The following is a 22,254-nucleotide window of genomic DNA, read 5'->3' as shown; positions in this document are numbered from 1 at the left end:
TATTATTTATATTTGGTTAACAACCATCCCTATAAATCATGAAAAATCTTAAAACCATCCTCCTTAACCCATTTCCACCACGCGTCAGTCCATACCTCACCTTAATGAGAGAAAAAAGCGAACAATGGATCAATGAAGATTACGGTACGCTGCCCCAGCCCTTCGTCAAAATGATGAAAAGACTGGATGGCGCTTCCTGGGCTGCACATTCCTGGCCGGATGCACCCCTTCCTTTATCCATCTCCTTTACCAGAGCATTGCTTTGGGGTATTGCACAGGATGATTATTATGCCCCTTTCCAGGCAGAAGAATTGTCAAAAGTAACCTGCCGGATGATGGAGGTCGCAAGGGGTACGATCCCTGGTCCTGAAGAAAATCCGATCATTCATCAGTTCTCTATCCTGATGAGAGAATTCGAAGTTATTGCTACAGAAGATTGGATAAAAAGATATATATATGATGTGTCTCAATATCTGGAAGGCATAGAAATAGACTCTTCTATCAGTTACCGTAAAAACATTAACTATCCCTCCATTAAGGAATATATCCCGATCCGCAGAAAAAATGTGGCCATGGCCACTGTAAACGATAAGATAGAACTGGTGACAGGTATTTTGCCCAATTACATTGTAGTACACCCATTTGTCCAGGAAGCCAGAAACATTGGAGGAGACTTATTCGCATGGAGTAACGACCTGATTTCATTTGAAAAGGAAAGGCAGGATGACGAAGCCATGAACCTGGTGCTCGTGATTCAGAATGAACGGAAATGTACAATGGAGGACGCTTTTGATGAAGCAGTTCAAATGTACAACTCCCGCGTAGAGGACTTTATGGTGCTCTACAACGATGTCCCCGATTTCGGTGTATATACGCCAGTGGTGAAAAAATTCCTTGAAGGTCAGGGTTTATGGATCAGTGGTTACCTGAACTGGTTTGAGGATACAAAAAGGTACAGCATGCAGGAACAGCTCAATTAAACAATGGACTTTTACGGATATATCAATACGGTTCAGTTAGAGGATCAAAAAATCACTTCCAATGAATATCCTTTTGATATTCCGTGTATAAGAAATTTTAAAAAGCTGGACTTTCATCCGAAAGTAACCTACCTGATCGGTGAAAACGGAATGGGAAAATCAACTTTACTGGAAGCCATTGCAGTTGGCTTAGGCTTTAATGCAGAAGGTGGGAGTAGAAATTTCAATTTTGACACCCAGTCTACCCATTCCGATTTACACAATTATCTGAAATTCACTAAAGGGGTTCACAGGATGAAAGATGGCTTCTTTTTAAGAGGAGAAAGCTTTTACAATGTCGCGTCCCAAATAGACGAGCTGGATAGTGAACCAATGGGAGGTCCTCCTATCGTCAATTCTTATGGAGGTAAGTCATTACACCACCAATCACATGGTGAATCCTTTTGGGCATTGTTTACCCATCGGTTTGGAGGCTCAGGATTATACATTCTAGACGAGCCGGAGTCTGCACTATCCATCAACCGTCAGATGGCCATGCTTGCTCAAATGGACAACCTGATCAATAAGCGATCTCAATTTATTATTGCCACCCATTCACCGATCGTTCTGGCCTATCCGGATGCAACCATTTACCAGATGACACCAGATGGAATACAGAAAGTGGCTTACAAAGAAACTGATACCTATCGATTGTATAAAGGATTTCTGGACAATCCTGATCAAATGATATCTATATTATTGAATGAAAGCAACACCTGAAACCAAATCCCATTAAAATTGTTATATTAAAAATGAAAGCTATATTTTATTCTCTGATGGCGATCCTGCTATTCAGCTCTGCAACATGCAGAAAAGTCCAGTCAGGCTCTCCACTGGATAAGCAATTGATTGGCGCATGGAAATACACCAAAAAAAGTGGTGGTTATGCGGGTAAATCTGAAAATGCTGATCCGGCTATGAACCTTATCCTTGAATTTAAAAGCGGGTTTAAGTATATCAAAAAAACAAACGGTCAGGTTTCCGAACAGGGATCTTATGAACTATATCAAACTAAAAGCATCTATTCAGGCAAAGAAGACCATGCGATACGTTTCAGCTCAACCTCAGATCATCCAGATAAAAACAGCATCATTTCATTAAGAAATGACACCTTAATCCTGGCTGACAATGTTTATGATGGCTTTAGTGTGGAATACATCAGGATAAAATAACCTCGTTTCCCAACTCTCTTTCTATCAACTCTATCGAGATACGAAAGGCTTTAATTCTGCGGGATAATAAGGTATGTTGAGCTGAGTTTTCTTTTAATTTGAGTATCGCTTTTTCGCATTTACCATTAGTTGAAATGATCGCTTTCAAAGCTTCCTGCAATTCTTCTTTTGTATAATTCGTCATACGCTTTAGTTACGCATTCTTATGCGGAATCTTTTTTAAAGAACAGCATAAAATGGCAAAGAATCAACTTTACAAGAACAGACACCCCCTGATAAAAAAATCTGAATAAAAAATGTCTATTTTCAGCCTGGAAATTAACATTGATTTATGCATCAACATTTTTTTAGAAACCAGGCTACAGTTTTCTTCATATTCGGTTTAATCCTATTATCTGCAATAGCTAAAGGGCAACAGCATTATATCTTTGTTTATAACAACCTTTACGGCGTCGCTGATAGCAATGCTCTGGAAGTTGTTGCTCCTACCTACGACTGGAAGCGTACCGTTGCCGGACGGGAAGAATATGAGATATTTCATCCACCAACTTCATCCAACAGCCCCACACTGAAGTTTAACATGAGAACCGGATCAAAAGAACTTTTTGACACCTACTTCAGCAACGATATATTTATCCAAAACGACTCCTATTCATTTACGGAACAAAAAGGAAAAAAATATCTATTAAATGAGAAAACGGGCAACTCCATTTTATTAAAGGAAGATTTCTGGGCCTTCGAAAATGTTGGTTCCAGGTTCATTGTAGCAAAATTCTATCCTAAAATCAAAGTCATAAAAGCATTGCCGCCAAAAAGGCAACCGATAAAAAAAGACAAAAACGGACTCCTTCCTCCTCCAAAAATCGAACGTTTGCTTCCTCCACCTCCTATATCTGAGATAGGCACCTACGACTTTGCGATTTTAAACAACGATACCACAATGAAGATACAGCTACATGTAAAAGCTTCAAAATTTTTCATGCCCTATTATTTTTTCGATGAAAGCAGCGACAGCCGGATTGACCTTAAGGCAAATCCAGCTGGTTTTGTAGCTGGCACGGGCAATAGTCAGACGGTCTACGACGCACTATTAAAACCCATAAAAAAGCTTGCCCTGAAACTAAATCCTGATAAATATGAAAGCAAAATCAACCATGAGGATCAGGAAATTTTGCTACAGGAATGCAACAAGATTCTGGGTAAAAAAGCAGTATTTTCTTTTCCTATCTATCCCTCTGCTCCTTCAGTAGGACGCCAGGCCAGCGCAGAGAAACCATCAAAACCATCAGTATACCTTTCGAAGAGTATTGAAAACGGCATTACACAGGTTTTTTTGAATCATGCAGAGGGCTATATGGACAAGTTATTTGAAACGAAGCATAAGGTAAGAATAGATGAACGCAAAAATGAAGTATATATTAATCCGGATGGCAAAACCAATTTCGCAGGGTTTGAAGTAAACATGAAAACCGGAAAACTGCTGTTACCTGTAAAATATCTAAAACTACTGGATTTGAAAGTGCTTTAACACCGTTTTCACTTTGATTCGGTCTCGATAACGAAAGCTTTTAATTCGGCCATCTTACCATCGCGAAATCGCCAGACATCACAGTAAGCGTAAACGACGGTTTCCCCGTCTTTGTTCTTCATCCTGATTTTGCCAATTGCGGTAACAAAGTCCCCTTCGGCGATGAGGTGCTCCACCATGAAATTTGGTGGCTCCAGGTACTCTTTTGCCATATACTGCCGGACAGCTTCCTTGCCATGCAGGGTTTTATCACCTACAAATGCCCATTCTGTATCCTCCGTACAAAAAGAAAGAAAGCCTTCATGATCGCCTTCGGTTATCGCCGCATTTGCCTTTTCCAGTACTGCTTTGTTATTCAGATTCATATCGTGTTGCGCTATATCAATTATAGTTGGTCCCCTATCCATCAATACAGAAAGTAAAAACAGATGGATGCTCAATAAGTATAACAACCCATAAATAATCAGTTTTGTTTTCTTTTGTCCGGTAAATCCAGTTTCGACAAAAAATAATACATTTGTAACATTACTTACTAATATCTGTGTTTTGAGAAAACGCCCTTTTTACTTAACAACTAAATAATAGCCAAATAACCGCAGGTTATTATTTCTATGCATTCAGGCTTTCTGCCTGAATCGGTTTTTTATGCCCTTAATTTATTTATGGTCGGCTCGTGATGCCCTTTTTGCAGGGTATTCCACAGCTTATCGTCAAATCATTTTTTGATTAGAAACATGCAAGTTGTTAAGAAATTTACCTGGGAGGTTACCCCAGTCAATACCCCTTTATATAAGAAAAAATGCAGTAAATGCAGAAACAGTAAACTTTATTATTGCAGCAATAAGTTCAGACTCAACTCACAAAAAAAGAACATTGATGTATGGTTGATTTATAGATGTGTAAACTGTGATGACACCACCAATATCACCATCCTGTCCCGTACCAAACCCGGATTAATTGATAAAGATTTATTCCGGAAATTTAGTGACAATGATGAAGAAACAGCATGGAAATATGTATTCGATGCAGATACCATACGACGAAACAGAATGGAGTTCGATTACAGTAATGTGGAATACACGATTATTCATGACCATACTACGCTCCAGGACATAGGTAATATGACAGAAGATCTGATTGAATTTGAGGTAAAATCCAGTTTCAACCTTGATCTTAAGCTGAGCCATGTCATTCGAAAAGGCTTTGACATTTCCTTAAACCAATTGGAGAAAATGCTAGGTGCAGGCGTAATTACTGTTATGCCCCTATGTGTGCTGAAAAAGTGTAAAGTGAAAAATGGAATTACGGTTATTGTGCATCCTGAGAAGCTGAAGGTTTATCTATAGTTTTATGAAATCCTAAAAGTTTCAGGGAACTCTCCTTTGGAGGGTTCCCTTATACATTAAGCGATAGCTACCTATGAGAGAAATTATTTATGCGCATCTTTCCTTAGTTTCACTACAGCCAGAAGGTCAGATGTTAAAAACGAGCATTTCCAATACCCCTTCACCCTGATGAGGAAATAACAAATTATTTCCATTCAACTGAAATTCAACATCTTTTATAGTATCAACCCGGATTTCAGCAGCCCCAAAATCATTCAGAACTGTGATCATTTCTTCTCTGGAATTCAAGTTCACTTTAGCCTTTATGAATTTTTCAAACATATCTATAATTGTACGGTGAAGAGACAGGGCATGCTCAGGAATATCCGTATCATCCAGGCTATAATCCATAATTACCTTGTTGTGCTTAGCCCCGGATCTGAACTGCTGAATCAATTTAACAAATTCGTGATTATGGATATAGTGAACAACTCCTTCAAGAACAACAATAGTGGGTTTTCCTGGCTGATATCCTTTGAGCAATAACATCTCCATCAGCAAATCAGTATCCGTCAAATTACATTGGATGAAATGAGTTTGATCAGCCTCCGGAATCAAATCCGAATAAATTCCTGCTTTAGTTTGGATAGAATCACTCCCATCTACCTCGAAAATATTGCTGATCCTATCTGCACGGTGTTCCAATAGAAAAATAGATAATGGGTCTAATCCTGCTCCAAGTATGCATATCTGTTGTTTAGGGCTTGAAAGCAATTGTTCTAAAAGTACTTTCCTTACATAGTTTCTCCGTATGCAAATCGCATTGCTAATTACAGTGGTAACTGCAGTCATCTGCTGACCGACTGCCATTACCTCACTGAAGTCAATATGCTCAAGGTACTTTTTCTCCAATTCAGAAGTGTATACAGACCTTGATTGTTGTAGCACCAAAGCAGAGGTAAGCGGAACATTAGTTTTAATATAATCATTCATATAGAAATAGGGTTTTAGATCATAATGAAGATACATAACATATCGTAATCATACCTGCGTCCTATTGGACATCGATAGTTAATGAACGAATTGAATGAGTTAGTTTTAGGCAATTAAGGTGTCACCTTCCTCAAACTTTCTTCTCTTGTGGGCCACACCAGTCCTCCGATCTTTCCGGAAATGTTTCCGAAAAGACCACCTTAAACGCAATACCGAGAGTTCCCTCCTAGTAAGATGAAAAAAGATGTACAAATGCAGCAGATCTATATACCATCAAAAAAAAATCCTGTTTAGATCCTTTTGAGATGCGTTGTATATCCGTTATCCTTCAATTGACCCTCATTTAACGATTAACAAAAGGTTGATAGGTCTATGATTGGTCTGACAGACCTTTTAACCATGTTTTCGAAATCAAATGACCGTTTGTTTTAGGATAACGCATATGAATACCATGTGAAAAACATTTCGTAAATTGTTTTTAATCAATTCAATCACTTACTTAAATAAATTAAAAATGGGAACATTAATAAATGGGTTATTTGGCGGATTCCATGGTAGAGTCGGCAACCTGGTAGGTTATACCTTGAAAGGTAAACATGTCATCAGAATGATAGGCAAAAGCGAAAAGCCACTTACTCCGGCAAGGAAAGCCAATTGCCAGAAGATGACAGTGGTCAATGAGATTCTTAGGCCTTCAATTCATGCGATCCGTGCAGGATTCCGCCTTGCGGTTGTCGGAACGGACAGAAACGAATACAATGAAGCCGTTTCTTACAATAAAAAGAATGCGCTTCAGGGAGTATATCCAAACATCAGTCTTGACTATGAAAAAGTATTACTGAGCATGGGAACCCTTCCTGTGGCGGTGAATCCCTCGATCAGCCAGAATGAGGAGAAAATCACCTTTAACTGGGAAGACCAGGTCTTTCCGGGAAGCCAGTATTATAACGATCGAGCGATGCTGGTGATTTATTTCCCCGATTTAAAAGAGAGTACTTACCAACTGATCGGAGCAAAAAGAGGCGAAGGCACAGATGTGCTTCCTATCGATCCGGCGCATGTAGACAAACGCATGGAAGCCTATATCTCTTTTGCCAGACAGGATGGCAGAGAAGTCTCCAATAGCGTACACGTAGGCTCTTTGAACTTAGATCGCAAAGTAGAAACTGCAGGCGATAGCACGCTGGAAGCTAAAGATAGTTCTGAATTTGTTCATCAACTACAGGATGAATTAAACCAAAAAATAACCGGAGACTGGGAATTAAAACTAAGTCAGCATGACGCCCGCATTGCAGAACTTAGAATCAACTCCCCTGCTAATGAACAAGTGGATATAAAAGAAACGCTGTCTCTTTTATTTAAAAAAGCAAAGATTAACCGGCTTGTGGTGAGTATAAACACAGGAAACAAGGAAATGATCAGCTTCTTAAAAGATCTGGGTTTTAGAAAGGAAGGTTATTTTATTGAGAATCGGTTTGTAAATGGCGAATGGATCAATGAATATCAATTTGCAATTTTAAAATCGGAATGGGAGCTGTTAAACTAATCGTTTAGCAAAGGAATTTTAGCTCTTTTACCGAAAGTTATATACCAGAAGATCTACATCATCTACTCTGGAGGGAATTCCTATGGATTTATTGTAAGCGGTAACCCTTTAAAATTGGACCATCCATTTAATTTGATTAGGATAGTCCAATTTTGGGATATTTTTGCAAAATCAAGCTAGTCTTGATTGTAAATCAGCAATCCTTTCGCGTTCAATATGGAGCAAACTTTCGTAAAGTGTTTCATTTTTTGATTGAAGTTCCCTGTATCCACCATAGATCGTTTTAAGTTCTTTCATCGCTTCGACTAAGGCAATGACAGGGTCGAAATTCGGAGTATTAATATTATTATCCCCATCTCCGTTGTGAACGTTTTGTTGGCTACCCTGATTAAATGTATTAAAATAATTTATTGCAGCCTGTTCATCAAAATTCTCCAACACTTGTACAGGGATTTTTAACAGTTCTGCAATCGAATTCAGCAGATTCGGATCTACTACTTCTCTCGCTTCTATTAAAGAAATCCTTTTTTGACTCCAGTCCGGCCCCAGCTGCTCAGCCAGGGCTTCTTGTCTTATTCCCAACATCTCTCTGAACCTTTTTACATTTCTCCCCTGATGAGCTTGCCCCAGTCCGTCTGTTTTAGTTTTCATATCATTTAAGTTTTGTCGAATCAAATTTATCAAACCAACATAACATAAATTATATAAAAAAGAATATAATTTACTTTACGATTAATTTTATCTTAAATATAATTTAAAATGCATGCCTTAGAATTTACAAAAGGCGTCAATTCGGACTATACGAATCGGGAAATTAACTCCATTTAATCTATTCAACTTGTTCATTCACCACTGATATTCAACACATCAGTAAATAAAAGACTGAAATGAGGTTACAGACAACAAATTAAATCCAAGTACGAACAATTATATATCCATCAAATTTGTTCATATTATTCTTTATGAACATTAGTCACAAAATCACGATTGATTCATAAAGAAACAAACATTCTCAACAGCTAAAATCAAATAGCTAAGTTTGATATTGTGTGATATCACCACTCCCATTCATCTTATTCATTACATAATGAACAACTAAAAGTCTTTCTAGTTAAATAAATTAGCATAAAAGTTTAGCAGAGTCAGAAACCTTCCGAAATATAACCTAGCCCTAACTCATTTAAAATAACCGCTATGAAAAAAGTTCATTCCCCTTTAAGTGACAATCCAACACTGTGGTACCAACACATGCGACAAGAAAATCCAATCTATTTTGATCCTGATTTCACCTTCTTTTTTGGAGCTAAAAGTGGCTGGCAGTTCTTTAATCATGATGATGTTAAGTTTGCATTCAGTGATCACCAGTCCTTCTCTAATGAATATATTCCCAGTTCAGGAGGAGATATACTTGGGGCAAGTTTAATTACCACAGATCCACCCCGTCATAGAAATCTACATGCCCTGGCAAGCAAGGCTTTTTCTCCTTCGGTAATTTCCCGACTGGAACCATGGATCCGGGAGAAATGCCGGCAACTGATTAGCCCATTTCTAAAATCAGGGGAAATGGACTTCGCAAGCAGTGTTGCCATCCCTCTTCCAATCCTTACTCTTGCACGTTTGCTTGGTGTTCCCGACCAAAATATCCAGCAATTAGGTAAATGGACTAAAGCAATTACTGGTGACCCTACTGTTATAGGCATGGAAATCTATCAGGACAGCATGAACGGGATGGGTACGTTTTTTATGGAATTGATAGAGGAACGGGCGCAACATCCTCAGACAGACCTTATAACGGATCTTGTACTGGCAGAAGTTGATGGAACCAAATTAAGCCGCCTTGAAATCCTTGCTTTCTGCATCACCTTAATTACTGCCGGAACAGAAACGACTGAAGGATGGGCAATACTTGCAATGGATACTTTCATTCAATATCCGGAAATGCAAAAACACCTGATTTCCAATCCAGAGGATATCCCCAAAGCACTTAATGAAGTACTGCGTTTCAGATCCCCGGTGATGTGTATGACCCGGATTGCGAAACAAGATATTGAACTAAAAGGCAACTATATTAAAAAAAATGACCTGATCAATTTATGGATAGGCTCGGCAAACCTTGATCCGGCTGTATTTCCCAATCCGGATATCTTTGATATCAACAGGGACAACTCCAAAGTGTTAAGTTTTGGATACGGCATCCACTATTGTATTGGTGCAATGCTGGCAAAACTGGAAATGCGGACTCTTTATGAGGTAATATTCCAGCGCATGCGGGATATTCGTCTTCAGCCTGAAACCGTTTTGAAAAGAGTCCCCAGTACCATCGTTAATAGCTATCAGGAGCTTCCTATCCTGTTTAACACCTAAATCAGCACAACAGTTACCACAAATCAATTCTCGCAAATGAGCCTTTACCATCATGGAAAAAACAGCATTCAGAAAATTATTTAATCAGTTTCCTGATTTAATAAGCCCTCACTGGCACAAGTTAGATGATACCATAAATAATTGGATAGATATCAATCCGACACTTAAAGAAGAGTACCGCATAAAGCTTAAAAAAGGATGCTTTGGTTCTCTGATTGCGCGTTTTTACCCTACAGCCAGCTACCCCCATCTTGTAACTACTTGTAAAATCATGTTGTTCTTTTTTATTAATGATGATCATTACGAACTGTACACTTCTGAACAGCTTCGGCCAGTACACTCAAATTTAATCGCAGCTTTAAGTGGAGCTCCCTTTCCGGAAGATGATGTTTTAGCCGGCATGTTATCTGAAGTGAGAAATGACCTGCTTGAGAGCCAACAGTCGGAAAAATGGCTAAAAAGATTTATAGCGAGTATGAACCTATATTTAGAAGGGGTAAGAATGGAAGCTCCCTATAGAATTGCTAAAAACCCTCCCTCCCGGGACGAATATTTTACAATAAGAAGCAAGTCTATTGGTACAGATGTTTGTTATGAACTCATAGAATTGGTAGAAAATATTGAACTGACTGAAGAAGCCCTTCGACACCCTGAAGTAAGCAAACTTAAACAATTGGCAACGAATGTTATCTTTCTGGACAACGATCTAATTTCAGTTAAAAAAGAAGCTGGTGATGTGTTAAACTATGTGACTGTACTACAACTCAGTTCCGCAATATCCCAAGAAAAGGCTGTTCAGGAAGTCGTTGATCTTCGTAATTCATTCCTGAATGAATTTGATAATCTGCTAACTATCGCCACAAAGAAATCCTTTCCTGAAGATGAAAACATAAAAAAATATTTACATGGGATCAGGAAAATGGTATTGGGTAACTTTTGCTGGCAATGTCTGGATTCTGGTCGTTACTCTTCTGATTAACATTTATGATTACGATCCTAAACAGGTGAACAAGCTATGTTATAGAAGGAGCTTAATGGAATATGATTTAAGAAACCCAAGTATCATTTTAAAACATTAAAACTATGACAACAGAACAATTTAAAGAACAGTACAACTCGGCAAATTATTTGCCTGTTGATTATTATCCATGGCCAAATCTGATCAACCCACATGTCGAACAAATGGGGAAAGATATGGATTCCTGGATCGACAATGACTATACCTTTTTGACGGAAAAGCAAAGGGAGAAGTATAAAAGGATGAGACTACAGTACTGCACTGCCAGGATGGTCCCAAACTTAAGTTATGAGCATGTAATGCCCTGCAATAAGTTCATGCTCTTCTATGTTGTGGTAGACGATCAATTGGAGTATGCCCCTATTGAAGAAATTGAACGTCAATGTGAGCGCCTTACAGCAATACTAAAAGGAGATCAGCCAAGACCAGACGAAAATGGCATGTATCTCCATGCATCACTGATAAGAGATGAATACCGCGCTTTTATGCCTGAAGAGTGGATGGAACGGTTTATAGAAGACTTTTATCGAACCTTCAAATATGGGATAGGAGTCGAAACCCCTTATAAAGCAGCTACCCGCCCTCCTTCACTTGGACTTTTTAAAGCCATCCGGCAGCATTCGGTGCTGATGTATCCCTATTTATGTTGGGGAGAAATTGAACCGGGCCTTGTTTTACCAAAAGAACTTGCAGCGCATCCGATCATGCAACACATTAAGAACCTAATGGTCAGGGTTATTGCCTGGCAAAATGATTTTCACTCTCTGCCGAAAGAAATAGCACATAAAACAGAGGTATTTAACCTTATCCCTGTATTGCAACTGGAACATAATATTTCGCTTCTTGAGGCATGTACTGAAGCCTTTAACATCCACAATGAAGAGCTTGCTGAAATTCTTGCTTTACACAAGGAATATCGTGAGTTTGGTATTTATCAGGAGCATGTAGATAAATACATTCATAATTTTGGATTGATGATCCAAGGCGTTAACACTTTTTACCTTCAGGACACCATGCGTTATTTAGTCGGAGGAGAGGGCTTTGCCTGGCCGGAAAGAGAAAATGCAGAGATAAATGCCGAAATAACGGAAAAGAAAGATTAATTTATCAGGAAGCCCCAATACACTCAGTCTCAGGAAAAGGAGATTCAAATCCCCCATGCTGAAGTTAGACTGACAACCTAAAAACCGCTGGGAAAAATTCCAGCGGTTATAAAAACGTGACGGACGGACAGGCCTATGAAAGAAATTGTTTATTTTAATACAGAACAGCCATTAGAAAAAAAATCCCTGGAGAAATTCCTTGCTGACAAATTTGAATATGCAGGCTTTCATTGGTCCGCCAACTTTTATGACTTTTTAATGGATCACGAAGTACATGATCATACCGCATATATTTCTGTTGAAAATTCGAATAGTGGCTTCAAATATCACTATTCTGTATTTGCCAGGCAATCAGGATCACCAACCTTAAACCAGCAGGTAGAACTATTAAAAGATTTATCAAAAAAGGCAGGCATCTCTATCCTTTCAACTGACGACGAAATTGACCCATGGACCTGGATATTAATAGAGCCAAACGGCGAAATATCAACAGTTCATACCGAAGGTGAAGAACTTGTAGTTGCCGGGCCTTATAATTTTACCTTTGGAGCCTTCAGTACAAAAATTAACCTGACAGATCCTGAACTGGAAATACTTAAAAAAATAATAGCTGGTTTATATCAGCATATTGAAATCAACTTCTCCACAGATGGGACTTCGATCAGTTACGATTTTGACCAATCAAAGAACAATTTCAGTCAGCTTCAGGAGTTCAGTAATTATTACGTAATAAGGCCTGTAGGCAAGAACAAATGGCTGGACCGCAACACAAAATCAGATGTTTTTACTTCGTTTATGACTGAATTTCAGAACCAGGTAAAAAAAGAGCTCTGTATTTTCCCAAGAAACTTTAGTGAAGTAAAAAACATTGAAGGTGGCAGTGATCATGAAGAACATTGTATCCTCCTTACCGCTATTGGGCATGAAAAATTTATATACAAACCAAGAAGAAAGTCCTGGAAAAGCTAGTCTTGCCGATATTATTTCCCCAAAAGCAACCTTGCCTGCGTTCCCCACTGTCCAATAAAGAGATCCGGTTTGCCATCTCCATTCACATCTCCTACGGCAATTCCCCAACTCCTGCCTACAGTAGATCCCGGAATCACTTCGCTGGTCACCAACTTAAAATTCCCTTTACCATCGTTCTGTAAGGCCTGAACCTGCATAGATTCAAAGGGAGGGATTTTGAGCGCACTTAAGATAAGGTCTGAATGTCCGTCGTGGTTGAAGTCAAAAACAGCTCCTGCATAGGTAGAATATTCCTGTTTAGGGATTCTTTTCGCAGTTTCATCCTTGAAATTCCCTTTACCATCATTGATCAGCAAACGGGCAGTAGGATCTTTCTCAAATTTACCACCATTGCTGGTTAAGTTAAGAAAGAGGATATCCGGGTGCTTGTCTCCATTTGCATCGAAGGTTAAAACTTCCCTGGTATGTAAAGGGACGGTTAGTTCCAGCTTTTCCGGATGTTCGGTAAAATGCCCTTTTCCATCATTGAATAATAAACGATTTGGGGGAACCTCATTTCCTGTAATTAAATCTGGTATTCCATCACCATTTAAATCAGCCAACTTAACTGATTGTGTTTCCCAACGGCGTTCGGGCAGTCCTTCTTTAGTGTAATCGATAAAGTATCCTGGTTTTTCGGGGTTATTGAGCCACAAAAAATTCTGCGGTGTGGGTCCGGTATTTCCAACAATAACATCCGGTAAACCATCACCGTTTACATCTCCGATATCAAGGCCATTCGCTTCACTTTTTGAAGGCAACCGTTCACTTACATTTCTAAAGGTTCCGTTTCCATCTCCTAAATAGAACTCATGCTTTTGGTCATCTTCTGCAACGAAAATAACATCCAGGTTTCCATCTTTATCAAAATCAGCGATACGTACATGTTCTGTATCATGAGCTTCTTCGGCAAAGACACCTTTCTTCCAGCCGAATTTGCCTGTACCATCGTTCAGGTACAAGCGGTTAGGTAAGTTTTCTAAAGCCAGTACGGCATCTAAATGTCCATCGCCATTCACATCAGCTAATACCACATCTAAAGTATGTGCTCCCGCATCTATGGGCAAATGGGTTGTGGTTACATCTTTGAAATACTTAGTTTCCGTATTTTGGGAAAAGACATTACAGGTTACAACGAAACTAAGTACTGCAGTAATCATGTAAGATTTTCCAGGTGAAGAAAAGGGCATAATGATCAGGTTTATGATTTTCAAACACTTATGAATCTACAAGATACGATGTTCCGAATAAATTATTGATTAAGAAGTGGTTTTACTTTTCTCAGCATTTCATCAGCTGTAGTGCCGGATAATGATTTAATCTCGAAAATTTCCAAAGCCTTATTTAGCTCATTCAACTGTTTAGTCTGCTTGTTTTTTGTATAAAGTGACCTTAAGTGTCTGATTTTCTCAAAATCCTGGGCACCTTCAATTAGTTTTTCAAACCTCATAGAACTAAACGGCCCCGGATAAACCATATAGGTATCTCCTGCCGGCCATGTCTTAAAACGACTATCTGTCACCGGATCTTTTGTCCAGCTATTATAAGCCCAACGTAAATAACCATCCATATTTTTATTTGCCGTGTACCATCCTATCCAGGCTCCTTCTGCCGGAGAGGAGAAAGTAAAACCATTTGGATAAGGCTCAGTACAACAGGTATACCAGGTACTGACTTTCCCCAGCTGATTACGCTTTTCCAGAGTGGCGGATGGAAATTCCCATTTGGAAGCGATGCAATAGGTGTCAATATCCTGTTCTATTTCGGGATGATACTCCCCTGCCAATGCAATTTTCCAGTTCTTATCGGTCTCTTTTAATAGTTTTATGACTGATTTCATGGCGTCCATTGGTCTCTCATCCATGGCAATATAAGTTTTGCCAAACCAGCCTTTTTGTTTCAGATGCGCTGCAAAATCAACAAGCATCGTTTTCCAGAAGGCATTATAAGATGCTGTTCCAATAGCATCGGTAAAAACCGCTTCTTTTTGAGAATTTTCGTCATAATAGCTGAAAGCAATTTTCCAGGGCACCATACTGTAACAGTTGATCCGTTCGGTAATGCCGCAATCCATTACAAAGGCGATGTATTTATCAAATAAGCTATAATCGTATTTCCAGCTTCCATCTTTTTTCTTAGTCCATTGAATCAGACTTGGATAATCGTCGTAAGTTTGATGTCCCCAGGGCTCATCTACGATACTTGCGGTGATGGTTTTCTGGCCTGCATCAGCCAACATTGTGTAGTAATCTTTCATCAATGAAAAATGTTCAGTACTCCATAAAGGTGTATGGTGCGTGCGTGCGATCGCTGCCGGATGTTGCCACAGATCCAAGTCATATTTCCATTTATCAGGACCAGGGAGCGTTTTGTTCAATACCTGAACGGTTATAGGTAGCGTGCAGTCCTTATCCCCTTTTATTTTAATTGTGCCTTTGTAATCTCCGGCGATTGCGTTAGCCGGAACTTTGATGCTTACCCAAATGGGTTGGGTACTGTTTTTAGTCAGCATTGCAGATTTTGTTTTTGTATCAATCATATCGGCCACATACGAAGAATCGAAATCCTGTGGTTTCCGATGGCCACAGCCATCTTTGAATTCATCGGTGATGACGTAGGTTAAAAAACCAACCGTTATGTTTTCTTTTTTAATGGAGTTGCCTTGTTTGTCTTTCAGGTCGTACACCTCGAAACTGATTTCGTTTTGGCTTTTGTTTGCCCAGGCCAACAGTTGTGTATGTATTTTTTCACCTTTCCAGGCCTTTGCTTCCCACTTCATTTCTACATCCAATTTGGGAGGTAACTCTCTTGCAAAACGAGTATTGGAAGAGGCAAAACTCACATTTAATCCATTGGGAACCTTAGCCCATTGATTGTTGATAATTTGCTGGTTCAACAGGGGCTTTTTTTGTAAAGCCAAACTTGCGTCCTGCGCCTTAACATTTAAACATAAAACGGATAGACCAATAAAAAACAGATGCTTCATATCCCGAAGTTAGCCATTTAGAGAAAAAGGCAGAACAGCCAATGCATCAAGTTTGTTACGCAAGCGTTTGCTTTAATGTAACAATATGAATAGGTTTCATTTCCTTACTCTATCCTCAGTAAAATTCTATCAGACGATATTTTAGACCTGGTGCAACCATTTTTCAATTCATCTCATCTATAGCTAAAGAACTCATGATTCGGAAATGAGAATGACCTAACAATAATATTTATGGGTAACAAGACTTTAGCTCTACTACTTATTTCTCTTTTTTCAACCCCGCTTTTCAGCCAGACAACGGATAGCAAAAAGGAGTTCTCTTACACAGCTGGATACCAGGAATACAAATTAACCGACAGTTCCAGAAACTATAAATCCGGCACGGCAAAAGGCAATCCACTTTTTTTCCGGCCACTGGAAATCGATGTATGGTATCCTGCACAAGCTGCTCCAAACCATACACCCCTAGAGTACGCTTATTTCGTATCCCTGCTTGAAAGGCGTGCCAATTCATTTCAGGACAGTGTGAAATATCAGGGACTCAGCAAGGAATTATCCCTCCATTTTGCGATGGGAAACATGCCTTCCGGCAAAGCAATAAAGACCAGGAGCTTTGCGGGTATCACGCCTGTAAAAAGTAATTTTCCATTGATCATTTATTTTTCGTCTATGAACGGGATGAGCTATGAAAACGTTCCCTTATTTGAAAACCTGGCCAGTCATGGTTATGTTGTGGTAGCTATCAGTTCTATTGGCCGGTATCCTGGCAATATGAGTACAAAGTTTCCCGATATTATGGAGCAGGTTGCGGACGCAGAGTTTGCTTTGGACTTCTTTAAAGACAAAGGTATTGACACGACTAAAGTAGGCCTTGCTGGTTATAGCTATGGAGGCATCGCCGCCATTTTTATGGCACTGAAACATCCCGATATCCGAACGATTCTTTCACTTGACGGATCTGAAAAACATTATTATGGCCGGGATAACGATGAGGATAAAGACTTCGACGAGCTACGTAACAGCACTAATTGGAGACCATCTGCATTAAAAAGCGCATATGCCTATTTGGAAAGTGACCACAAAGAGGACGAATCAACCATGGATAGTGTCTATAGTCCATCGCCCGGCGGAGTCTATAAATACGCCCAGATTAACGACGCAGAACATGAGGATTTTAGCAGCATTTCAACACCGGTCCTCAAACCGGGTTCGGCATATGAACTCATAAACCAACTGACTTTAACCTACTTTGATCAGACATTAAAAGCTAGTGGTCAGTCTTTCATTGATGAACTGATGGCTTTTTCAAAGAATGGAAGAATTACTTTGAGGCTAAAAACCAACAGGCATAAATCCGGACAAATCATTCTGACCGGCAGCATTATAGCTGCAGCGACAGGAACACCCTTGCCTTATGCGAGTATTGGTATACCCTCCGGTAACCGGGGCACAGTAAGCGATTATAATGGGCATTTCAAGTTAAATTTAGCCGATACACTGATGGAGCACACTGTTCGGATTTCAGCGCTGGGTTACCAGTCGAAGACGTATACCGTATCAGCACTGATTACTGCATTATCTGGAAAACCAGAAATCAGACTCCATGAACAGGTAAATGCATTAAATGAAGTAAACATCATTGCGAAGAAACGCCGTACGAGAATTGTTGGCAACACTAGTCAGTCTAAATTTTTCAAGGTTGGTTTTCCATTCAAAGACCTTGGTAGCGAGGTTGGAATCCAGATATCCTTCGGCAAGAAGAAAGTACAACTTCGCAGTTTTAACTTTAATATCTCAGAAATGCGAATGGATAGCTGTACTTTCCGGCTAAATATTTACGGCCTGAAAGATGGTATGCCAGCTGAAAATCTGCTCAGACAGAACATTGTCAAAACAATAGGTAATCAACCGGGCCCCTACACGATAGATTTGGAATCTAATCATATTGTGCTGGATGGTACTGTATTTGTCTCCCTGGAGTGGATAGATGGGAAAACATCTTCCGGTAAGGGAATGGTATTCTTCTCCGCAGGATTATTATCATCAAGTTACCATCGCAAAACCACAGAAGCAAGCTGGGTTAAATTTAAAGGATTGGGAGCCGCCTTCAATTTAAAAGTAATGGAAGATTAAAATCAATTTAAGCTTAGCATTATCTACAGAGATATTCCTTATTCTTGCAAAGAATTAAGCGAAAAATTATTCATTCTAAAATATGAAAGATAGATTTTCTGACCACCATCAGATTGGAGTGGTTTCTACTTTTCCTGAACTTATAAATACCAATTTTCAAGGAACAATGAATGCCATTTGCTGGTCCAGAAATCTAGTTGGAGATTTTGAAGAAATTGTGTCTAAGCTTAAATTAAAAGAGAACATTACAGAAGTTTCCATTGAAGACCTTTTGACACTTCAATTATCAGAAAAGGGCAATATGGCAAGGGAAACGATCTTGAATGATCTACAGTTATTAGCGGATTTAGGAGCATCACCTTCACTCAATTTACTGAAAAATTACGAACGGGATGAGGAATTAGATTTCATTTCAACAGATGTCTATTCTTTTCATGTAGATCGTTCGCCCATTGGAACAGATACATTTTTATGTACCTATCATGGTGCTGCAAGTGATATCATATCCAATAATCAGGTGGAACAAAAAATATTGATTCCTGAAATCCGGGAAAAACTCAAAGAATTACATCACGGTCCGGAAGCAGAATTTGAAACCTTTTTGAAGGAATATTACTTTGATCTGCATTATCAACCGAAACGCAATGCCCAACCAATAAATTTAGGATCAGGTCATCTTTGGAAATTAGCAGTAGATCATCCGGAGCAAAAAGTTTTACCATGTGTCCATCGGGCACCTGCAGAAAATGACGGTGAATACCGGCTGCTGCTGATTTGTTAAATGATGATTTGATATTCTTTTCCATCTAATCTATTTTGACCACATCAATGATCATCTCCTGTTCTCCGTTTTTATTGGCCAGGTAGGAAAAGCAGACTTTATCCTTCAGCCTAAAACTGTTGTACGCTGTACCTCCATCAAACATTTCGTTACCTACCCTGTACCAATATATTTTGGTGCGGGCATCATCATCGTCAATCTTAGAAAGTATAACCTCTGTTATTATACCGGTAACCGATATTTTTTGGTTGCACTTTTGTATGCGGTGGTTAAAAACTTCGTTTAGTCCAGCCAGATAAACAAGGGGTACTATCATAATCAGAGATATAGCAAATGATACCTCTGGTTTTGGGGTCAGTGCCAGTATAATGCCCCAAAGGCCCAATATACACAGCAAAATGTATAGCCCCTTTTTGCTCCAAATTGTCATATGAGGCTTCTTGTCTGTAGCGCTAACTGATTCTGTGATGGTACTGGCCTGAGGGATATCCGCGTAACAAATGGTCAGTATGCGATTGTTTTTTACAGAAAGAGGGAGCACCTCCAGCGTTAACTGCGCCTGGTTAAGGAAACCGTTACGTTCAATTGCATACCCTCCTGGTGCCCATACTTTTATGGTGTTGTTATTGACGGTGTACAACAGAAAAGTGCACAAAGGAAAATTTATGCCTGCTTCTAAATTTTGTAACAGGCCAGTTGTTACCTTTTTTATGCCTTTACGCAAGGCGGATTCTATTTTTGCTTTTCTTAACAATGCTGAAACAAATTTCCAGATAAAAAACGGGGCTAAAGAGGAAGCAACAGCAAGTGCAGACCTCCAAATAACGTCGGACAAAAAGAAATAACCTATTGCGGCAAACAGAAGCAACGGCAGGAAACAACAAGCCCACATCCACATCGTTTTGCGATGCGTTTTCAGCCAGTGATTCACCAATTGCTCATCTGCCGGGCTAAGCGGTTCGTTTCGTATCAGATGGCTAAATTTCATGTTGGTATGCTCTTCCATTTAATCGATTTTTGTCAGGTCCCAAAATGCCCCACTTCCCCTCTTTTTGACAGATTAACACGGCCTAACGGTACTTTCTTGTATGCTAACGAAGCTTTATGCTATGGTGTAGATGCTTTAGTGAATCGGCCAGGTCCTTGTCTTCTGCCGAAAGTGGCTCTTTTGTTTCCGCATCAATGGTCAGCCATTTAGAATTTGGCAAAATGATGTTTATTAAACCCTCCTCATATTTTACTTTTGAACCTTTAGGCAGGTGGTAGCCAAGTGCTATGTAATCGTCGGCCAGCGTTCCCCGAACAAATGTACTGTCAGCGTCAATCACTACATTACCAATACAAGGCCAGCCAAACACCGGTTGTTGATGTGTAAGCGTAACATGCCAGCTATGATATTGATCTACCCAAATCACTCCCTTTACCTGCAAATTGAAAAAACGGGTAGGTTTTGATAAACGAACCGAATCAAGATCTTTCAATTGTGCTTGTTTCCTGTTGTTCATATCAAAATCCATGGCATAGTAGATGGTATCTCCGGCCGAAAAAGCGACACCGGCTGTAGTTTCGGGCTGTTTTAAGATAAAAGTGTGTCGTATTTTTTCCCGCTCGTGCTCCCGTCTATTCATTCCATCTTCAATTAATCCACTCAGCAGGTACCATGCAAATACCGCCACCGGAAATAATAGTACGGCGGCTCCAATACCCGAAATCCATCTCATCTTCCGGCTATTCTTTTTGTGGAGGCTAGCCCAGACTAATAAAACAGCGGCAGGTACTGTAATGTACCAAAGGTAAATGGTGTAAATCAGGTATTCCCCAAAAGGGCCGAAGTTAAAATCCATAATTTTATCCGTTTATTGTAGTTGCAAAGGCGTTATCGTTCCATCGTTTTCATCAGCAAATACATACCCAAGCGGAGGTAAATTTAACTCTCCGGACCCGCATTTATTATCCCTGTATCCAGGTATATTGACCTGGCAATATATCAACCTTTGGACCTGACATTACTTTAATCATTTTCTATTAAGGCGGGTGATTAAATTAGTTTTAGATTTTTTAAAGACTATATGCAGAATATCTTAATTTAGGCTATTTGTTTTAATAGATGATAAAGGCCTAATCCTTGTCAGAGATCACAAATAATTTAGTTAAATAATTACAAATGACAGAGTCAAACCAGTTGCTCTTCTTTTTTAGTGCGCTAGGAGCTTTCAATGGTTTCTTACTTTCCTTATATTTTGCCATACATGCTAAAAAGAAAATCTTTACAAACTACTTTTTATCCTTACTCCTGCTGGTTTTAAGCATCAGAATTATTAAATCCGTATTTTTCTATTTCAATCCGCACTTATCCAATATTTTTATCCAGGTTGGGCTTTCAGCTTGTGTGCTGATTGGTCCATTTCTTTTTTTATACCTGAAATCATACGCAGAAGATGAAAAACCCAATTGGGCAAAACATGTCATACCATATATCGCTGCAATCACCATTTTAGGATATTTTTATCCTTATGTTGAACATCGTGAAAAGTGGCGTACATGGATTATATCAGCAATAAGTGCCCAATGGTTCATTTACATTATTTTATCGATAAAATACATTCTGCCGGTTATTCAAAAAATCAAGGAGAAAGAAAGTTTACGCAAAATAGATGTCTGGTTACTTAGCATCTATTTAGGGGTTACCTTTATTTGGTTGGCCTATACGACCTCAGCGTACACATCTTATATCGCCGGAGCTTTGTCATTCACATTTATCCTGTACATCATTGTCCTGCTTTTAGTTTTCAGAAACAGTAAAGAGTCCGCTTTTTTTCAGGAAAAAGAGAAATATAAAAACAAAGAAATTGACCAGAAAACGCTTGATCTAATTGAGCAAAAACTATCCATCATTATTGAAAAAGAACTGTTTCTCAATCCAAATTTCACGCTTGATGAAGCCGCAAAAGAATTGAAAGTAACAAAGCATCTGTTGTCACAATATGTAAATGAGATATTAGGTAAATCTTTCTCAAATCTTGTTAAGGAATATAGAATTGAAAAGGCAAAAAGGTTATTAGAAACCGAAAAAAACTATACCATCGAAAGTTTAGGCTATGATAGTGGCTTTAACTCCAAATCAACCTTCTTTACTGCATTTAAAACAATAACAGGCTTAACGCCCGCTGAGTATCAAAAAACACACTCAAAATGAGTTCTATTCTATAATATAGTACTCCCATTTTACGAACTAAACCCTTATGGGCAAGGTGTCAGGATACATTTGTAATCAAAAA

The 22,254-nt window shown here is 39.1% G+C and carries 20 protein-coding genes; 13 read left to right on the top strand and 7 right to left on the bottom strand.

Features of this window, described 5'->3' with window-relative positions; genetic code table 11:
• Positions 1-38 precede the first annotated feature (38 nt).
• The 4 genes from BUC20_RS00685 to BUC20_RS00665 all read left to right on the top strand — a co-directional run bounded on the left by BUC20_RS00685 (position 39) and on the right by BUC20_RS00665 (position 3,719).
• Positions 39-980, top strand: coding sequence for a terpene synthase family protein (locus BUC20_RS00685; protein WP_073226136.1), 942 nt, complete (start codon positions 39-41; stop codon positions 978-980).
• A 3-nt stretch (positions 981-983) separates the two neighbouring features.
• Positions 984-1,739, top strand: coding sequence for an AAA family ATPase (locus BUC20_RS00680; RefSeq protein WP_073226133.1), 756 nt, complete (start codon positions 984-986; stop codon positions 1,737-1,739).
• Positions 1,740-1,771: 32 nt separating this feature from the next.
• The gene (locus BUC20_RS00675; RefSeq protein ID WP_073226130.1) at positions 1,772-2,191 is read left to right on the top strand and encodes a hypothetical protein; all 420 of its coding nucleotides are present in this window, start codon (positions 1,772-1,774) and stop codon (positions 2,189-2,191) included.
• Positions 2,192-2,522: 331 nt separating this feature from the next.
• A complete protein-coding gene (locus BUC20_RS00665; RefSeq protein ID WP_073226125.1) occupies positions 2,523-3,719 on the top strand; it encodes a hypothetical protein in 1,197 nt (398 codons plus the stop codon).
• Between the two features lie 8 nt (positions 3,720-3,727).
• On the opposite strand, the gene BUC20_RS00660 is transcribed toward BUC20_RS00665, so the two are convergent.
• The gene (locus tag BUC20_RS00660) at positions 3,728-4,084 is read right to left on the bottom strand and encodes a nuclear transport factor 2 family protein (protein WP_073226122.1); all 357 of its coding nucleotides are present in this window, start codon (positions 4,082-4,084) and stop codon (positions 3,728-3,730) included.
• A 369-nt stretch (positions 4,085-4,453) separates the two neighbouring features.
• Between BUC20_RS00660 and BUC20_RS00655 the strand changes: the two genes are divergently transcribed.
• Positions 4,454-5,065 (top strand): DUF1062 domain-containing protein, encoded by a 612-nt coding sequence (locus tag BUC20_RS00655; RefSeq protein WP_073226119.1) that lies wholly within the window; start codon positions 4,454-4,456, stop codon positions 5,063-5,065.
• A 126-nt stretch (positions 5,066-5,191) separates the two neighbouring features.
• Here the strand turns inward: BUC20_RS00655 and BUC20_RS00650 are convergent, their stop codons facing one another.
• Positions 5,192-6,037, bottom strand: coding sequence for a class I SAM-dependent methyltransferase (locus BUC20_RS00650; RefSeq protein WP_073226118.1), 846 nt, complete (start codon positions 6,035-6,037; stop codon positions 5,192-5,194).
• Positions 6,038-6,551: 514 nt separating this feature from the next.
• Between BUC20_RS00650 and BUC20_RS00645 the strand changes: the two genes are divergently transcribed.
• Positions 6,552-7,583, top strand: a complete 1,032-nt coding sequence (locus BUC20_RS00645; RefSeq protein WP_073226115.1) for a GNAT family N-acetyltransferase — start codon at positions 6,552-6,554, stop codon at positions 7,581-7,583.
• A 171-nt stretch (positions 7,584-7,754) separates the two neighbouring features.
• On the opposite strand, the gene BUC20_RS00640 is transcribed toward BUC20_RS00645, so the two are convergent.
• Complete coding sequence (locus tag BUC20_RS00640) at positions 7,755-8,234, bottom strand: helix-turn-helix domain-containing protein (RefSeq protein WP_073226113.1); 480 nt, start codon at positions 8,232-8,234, stop codon at positions 7,755-7,757.
• Positions 8,235-8,777: 543 nt separating this feature from the next.
• Here BUC20_RS00640 and BUC20_RS00635 point away from each other — a divergent pair.
• The 4 genes from BUC20_RS00635 (at position 8,778) to BUC20_RS00620 (ending at position 13,037) form a co-directional block, all read left to right on the top strand.
• Positions 8,778-9,947 carry a cytochrome P450 gene (locus tag BUC20_RS00635; protein WP_073226110.1) on the top strand — a complete coding sequence of 390 codons (1,170 nt, stop codon included), beginning with the start codon at positions 8,778-8,780 and terminating at the stop codon, positions 9,945-9,947.
• Between the two features lie 52 nt (positions 9,948-9,999).
• A complete protein-coding gene (locus BUC20_RS00630; RefSeq protein WP_073226107.1) occupies positions 10,000-10,926 on the top strand; it encodes a terpene synthase family protein in 927 nt (308 codons plus the stop codon).
• Between the two features lie 104 nt (positions 10,927-11,030).
• Entirely contained in the window at positions 11,031-12,068 is a 1,038-nt protein-coding gene (locus BUC20_RS00625; RefSeq protein WP_073226104.1) for a terpene synthase family protein, read from the top strand.
• A 135-nt stretch (positions 12,069-12,203) separates the two neighbouring features.
• Positions 12,204-13,037 carry a hypothetical protein gene (locus BUC20_RS00620; RefSeq protein WP_073226102.1) on the top strand — a complete coding sequence of 278 codons (834 nt, stop codon included), beginning with the start codon at positions 12,204-12,206 and terminating at the stop codon, positions 13,035-13,037.
• An 11-nt stretch (positions 13,038-13,048) separates the two neighbouring features.
• Here BUC20_RS00620 and BUC20_RS00615 read toward each other — a convergent pair whose 3' ends face one another.
• Positions 13,049-14,266: an FG-GAP repeat domain-containing protein gene (locus BUC20_RS00615; protein WP_143166652.1), complete on the bottom strand. Its 1,218-nt coding sequence runs from the start codon at positions 14,264-14,266 to the stop codon at positions 13,049-13,051.
• 62 nt (positions 14,267-14,328) lie between these two features.
• Positions 14,329-15,972, bottom strand: a complete 1,644-nt coding sequence (locus BUC20_RS00610; protein ID WP_200800864.1) for a DUF4091 domain-containing protein — start codon at positions 15,970-15,972, stop codon at positions 14,329-14,331.
• Positions 15,973-16,293: 321 nt separating this feature from the next.
• On the opposite strand from BUC20_RS00610, the gene BUC20_RS00605 reads away from it, so the two are divergent.
• Both BUC20_RS00605 and BUC20_RS00600 read left to right on the top strand, forming a co-directional pair.
• Entirely contained in the window at positions 16,294-18,195 is a 1,902-nt protein-coding gene (locus tag BUC20_RS00605) for a carboxypeptidase-like regulatory domain-containing protein (protein ID WP_073226094.1), read from the top strand.
• 82 nt (positions 18,196-18,277) lie between these two features.
• Positions 18,278-18,976, top strand: coding sequence for a DUF1826 domain-containing protein (locus BUC20_RS00600; protein WP_073226092.1), 699 nt, complete (start codon positions 18,278-18,280; stop codon positions 18,974-18,976).
• A gap of 25 nt (positions 18,977-19,001) precedes the next feature.
• Here BUC20_RS00600 and BUC20_RS00595 read toward each other — a convergent pair whose 3' ends face one another.
• Positions 19,002-19,982, bottom strand: coding sequence for a hypothetical protein (locus BUC20_RS00595; protein ID WP_073226090.1), 981 nt, complete (start codon positions 19,980-19,982; stop codon positions 19,002-19,004).
• 85 nt (positions 19,983-20,067) lie between these two features.
• The gene (locus BUC20_RS00590) at positions 20,068-20,820 is read right to left on the bottom strand and encodes a hypothetical protein (RefSeq protein WP_073226087.1); all 753 of its coding nucleotides are present in this window, start codon (positions 20,818-20,820) and stop codon (positions 20,068-20,070) included.
• Between the two features lie 545 nt (positions 20,821-21,365).
• On the opposite strand from BUC20_RS00590, the gene BUC20_RS00585 reads away from it, so the two are divergent.
• The gene (locus BUC20_RS00585; RefSeq protein WP_159441025.1) at positions 21,366-22,172 is read left to right on the top strand and encodes a helix-turn-helix domain-containing protein; all 807 of its coding nucleotides are present in this window, start codon (positions 21,366-21,368) and stop codon (positions 22,170-22,172) included.
• Positions 22,173-22,254: the final 82 nt, after the last annotated feature.

It is taken from the genome of Pedobacter caeni (genome assembly GCF_900129215.1).
In the GTDB taxonomy this organism is placed as follows: domain Bacteria; phylum Bacteroidota; class Bacteroidia; order Sphingobacteriales; family Sphingobacteriaceae; genus Pedobacter; species Pedobacter caeni.
This window is presented reverse-complemented; position numbering and strand designations above follow the sequence as displayed.

What these genes read in the sequence shown, in the direction of transcription:
- BUC20_RS00640 (WP_073226113.1), bottom strand. Translation starts at nt 8,234, where the DNA reads ATGAAAACTAAAACAGACGGACTGGGGCAAGCTCATCAGGGGAGAAAT.
- BUC20_RS00590 (WP_073226087.1), bottom strand. Translation starts at nt 20,820, where the DNA reads ATGGATTTTAACTTCGGCCCTTTTGGGGAATACCTGATTTACACCATT.
- BUC20_RS00600 (WP_073226092.1), top strand. Translation starts at nt 18,278, where the DNA reads ATGAAAGATAGATTTTCTGACCACCATCAGATTGGAGTGGTTTCTACT.
- BUC20_RS00685 (WP_073226136.1), top strand. Translation starts at nt 39, where the DNA reads ATGAAAAATCTTAAAACCATCCTCCTTAACCCATTTCCACCACGCGTC.
- BUC20_RS00650 (WP_073226118.1), bottom strand. Translation starts at nt 6,037, where the DNA reads ATGAATGATTATATTAAAACTAATGTTCCGCTTACCTCTGCTTTGGTG.
- BUC20_RS00595 (WP_073226090.1), bottom strand. Translation starts at nt 19,982, where the DNA reads ATGGAAGAGCATACCAACATGAAATTTAGCCATCTGATACGAAACGAA.
- BUC20_RS00675 (WP_073226130.1), top strand. Translation starts at nt 1,772, where the DNA reads ATGAAAGCTATATTTTATTCTCTGATGGCGATCCTGCTATTCAGCTCT.
- BUC20_RS00635 (WP_073226110.1), top strand. Translation starts at nt 8,778, where the DNA reads ATGAAAAAAGTTCATTCCCCTTTAAGTGACAATCCAACACTGTGGTAC.
- BUC20_RS00615 (WP_143166652.1), bottom strand. Translation starts at nt 14,266, where the DNA reads ATGCCCTTTTCTTCACCTGGAAAATCTTACATGATTACTGCAGTACTT.
- BUC20_RS00620 (WP_073226102.1), top strand. Translation starts at nt 12,204, where the DNA reads ATGAAAGAAATTGTTTATTTTAATACAGAACAGCCATTAGAAAAAAAA.
- BUC20_RS00605 (WP_073226094.1), top strand. Translation starts at nt 16,294, where the DNA reads ATGGGTAACAAGACTTTAGCTCTACTACTTATTTCTCTTTTTTCAACC.
- BUC20_RS00655 (WP_073226119.1), top strand. Translation starts at nt 4,454, where the DNA reads ATGCAAGTTGTTAAGAAATTTACCTGGGAGGTTACCCCAGTCAATACC.
- BUC20_RS00660 (WP_073226122.1), bottom strand. Translation starts at nt 4,084, where the DNA reads ATGAATCTGAATAACAAAGCAGTACTGGAAAAGGCAAATGCGGCGATA.
- BUC20_RS00630 (WP_073226107.1), top strand. Translation starts at nt 10,000, where the DNA reads ATGGAAAAAACAGCATTCAGAAAATTATTTAATCAGTTTCCTGATTTA.
- BUC20_RS00645 (WP_073226115.1), top strand. Translation starts at nt 6,552, where the DNA reads ATGGGAACATTAATAAATGGGTTATTTGGCGGATTCCATGGTAGAGTC.
- BUC20_RS00625 (WP_073226104.1), top strand. Translation starts at nt 11,031, where the DNA reads ATGACAACAGAACAATTTAAAGAACAGTACAACTCGGCAAATTATTTG.
- BUC20_RS00680 (WP_073226133.1), top strand. Translation starts at nt 984, where the DNA reads ATGGACTTTTACGGATATATCAATACGGTTCAGTTAGAGGATCAAAAA.
- BUC20_RS00665 (WP_073226125.1), top strand. Translation starts at nt 2,523, where the DNA reads ATGCATCAACATTTTTTTAGAAACCAGGCTACAGTTTTCTTCATATTC.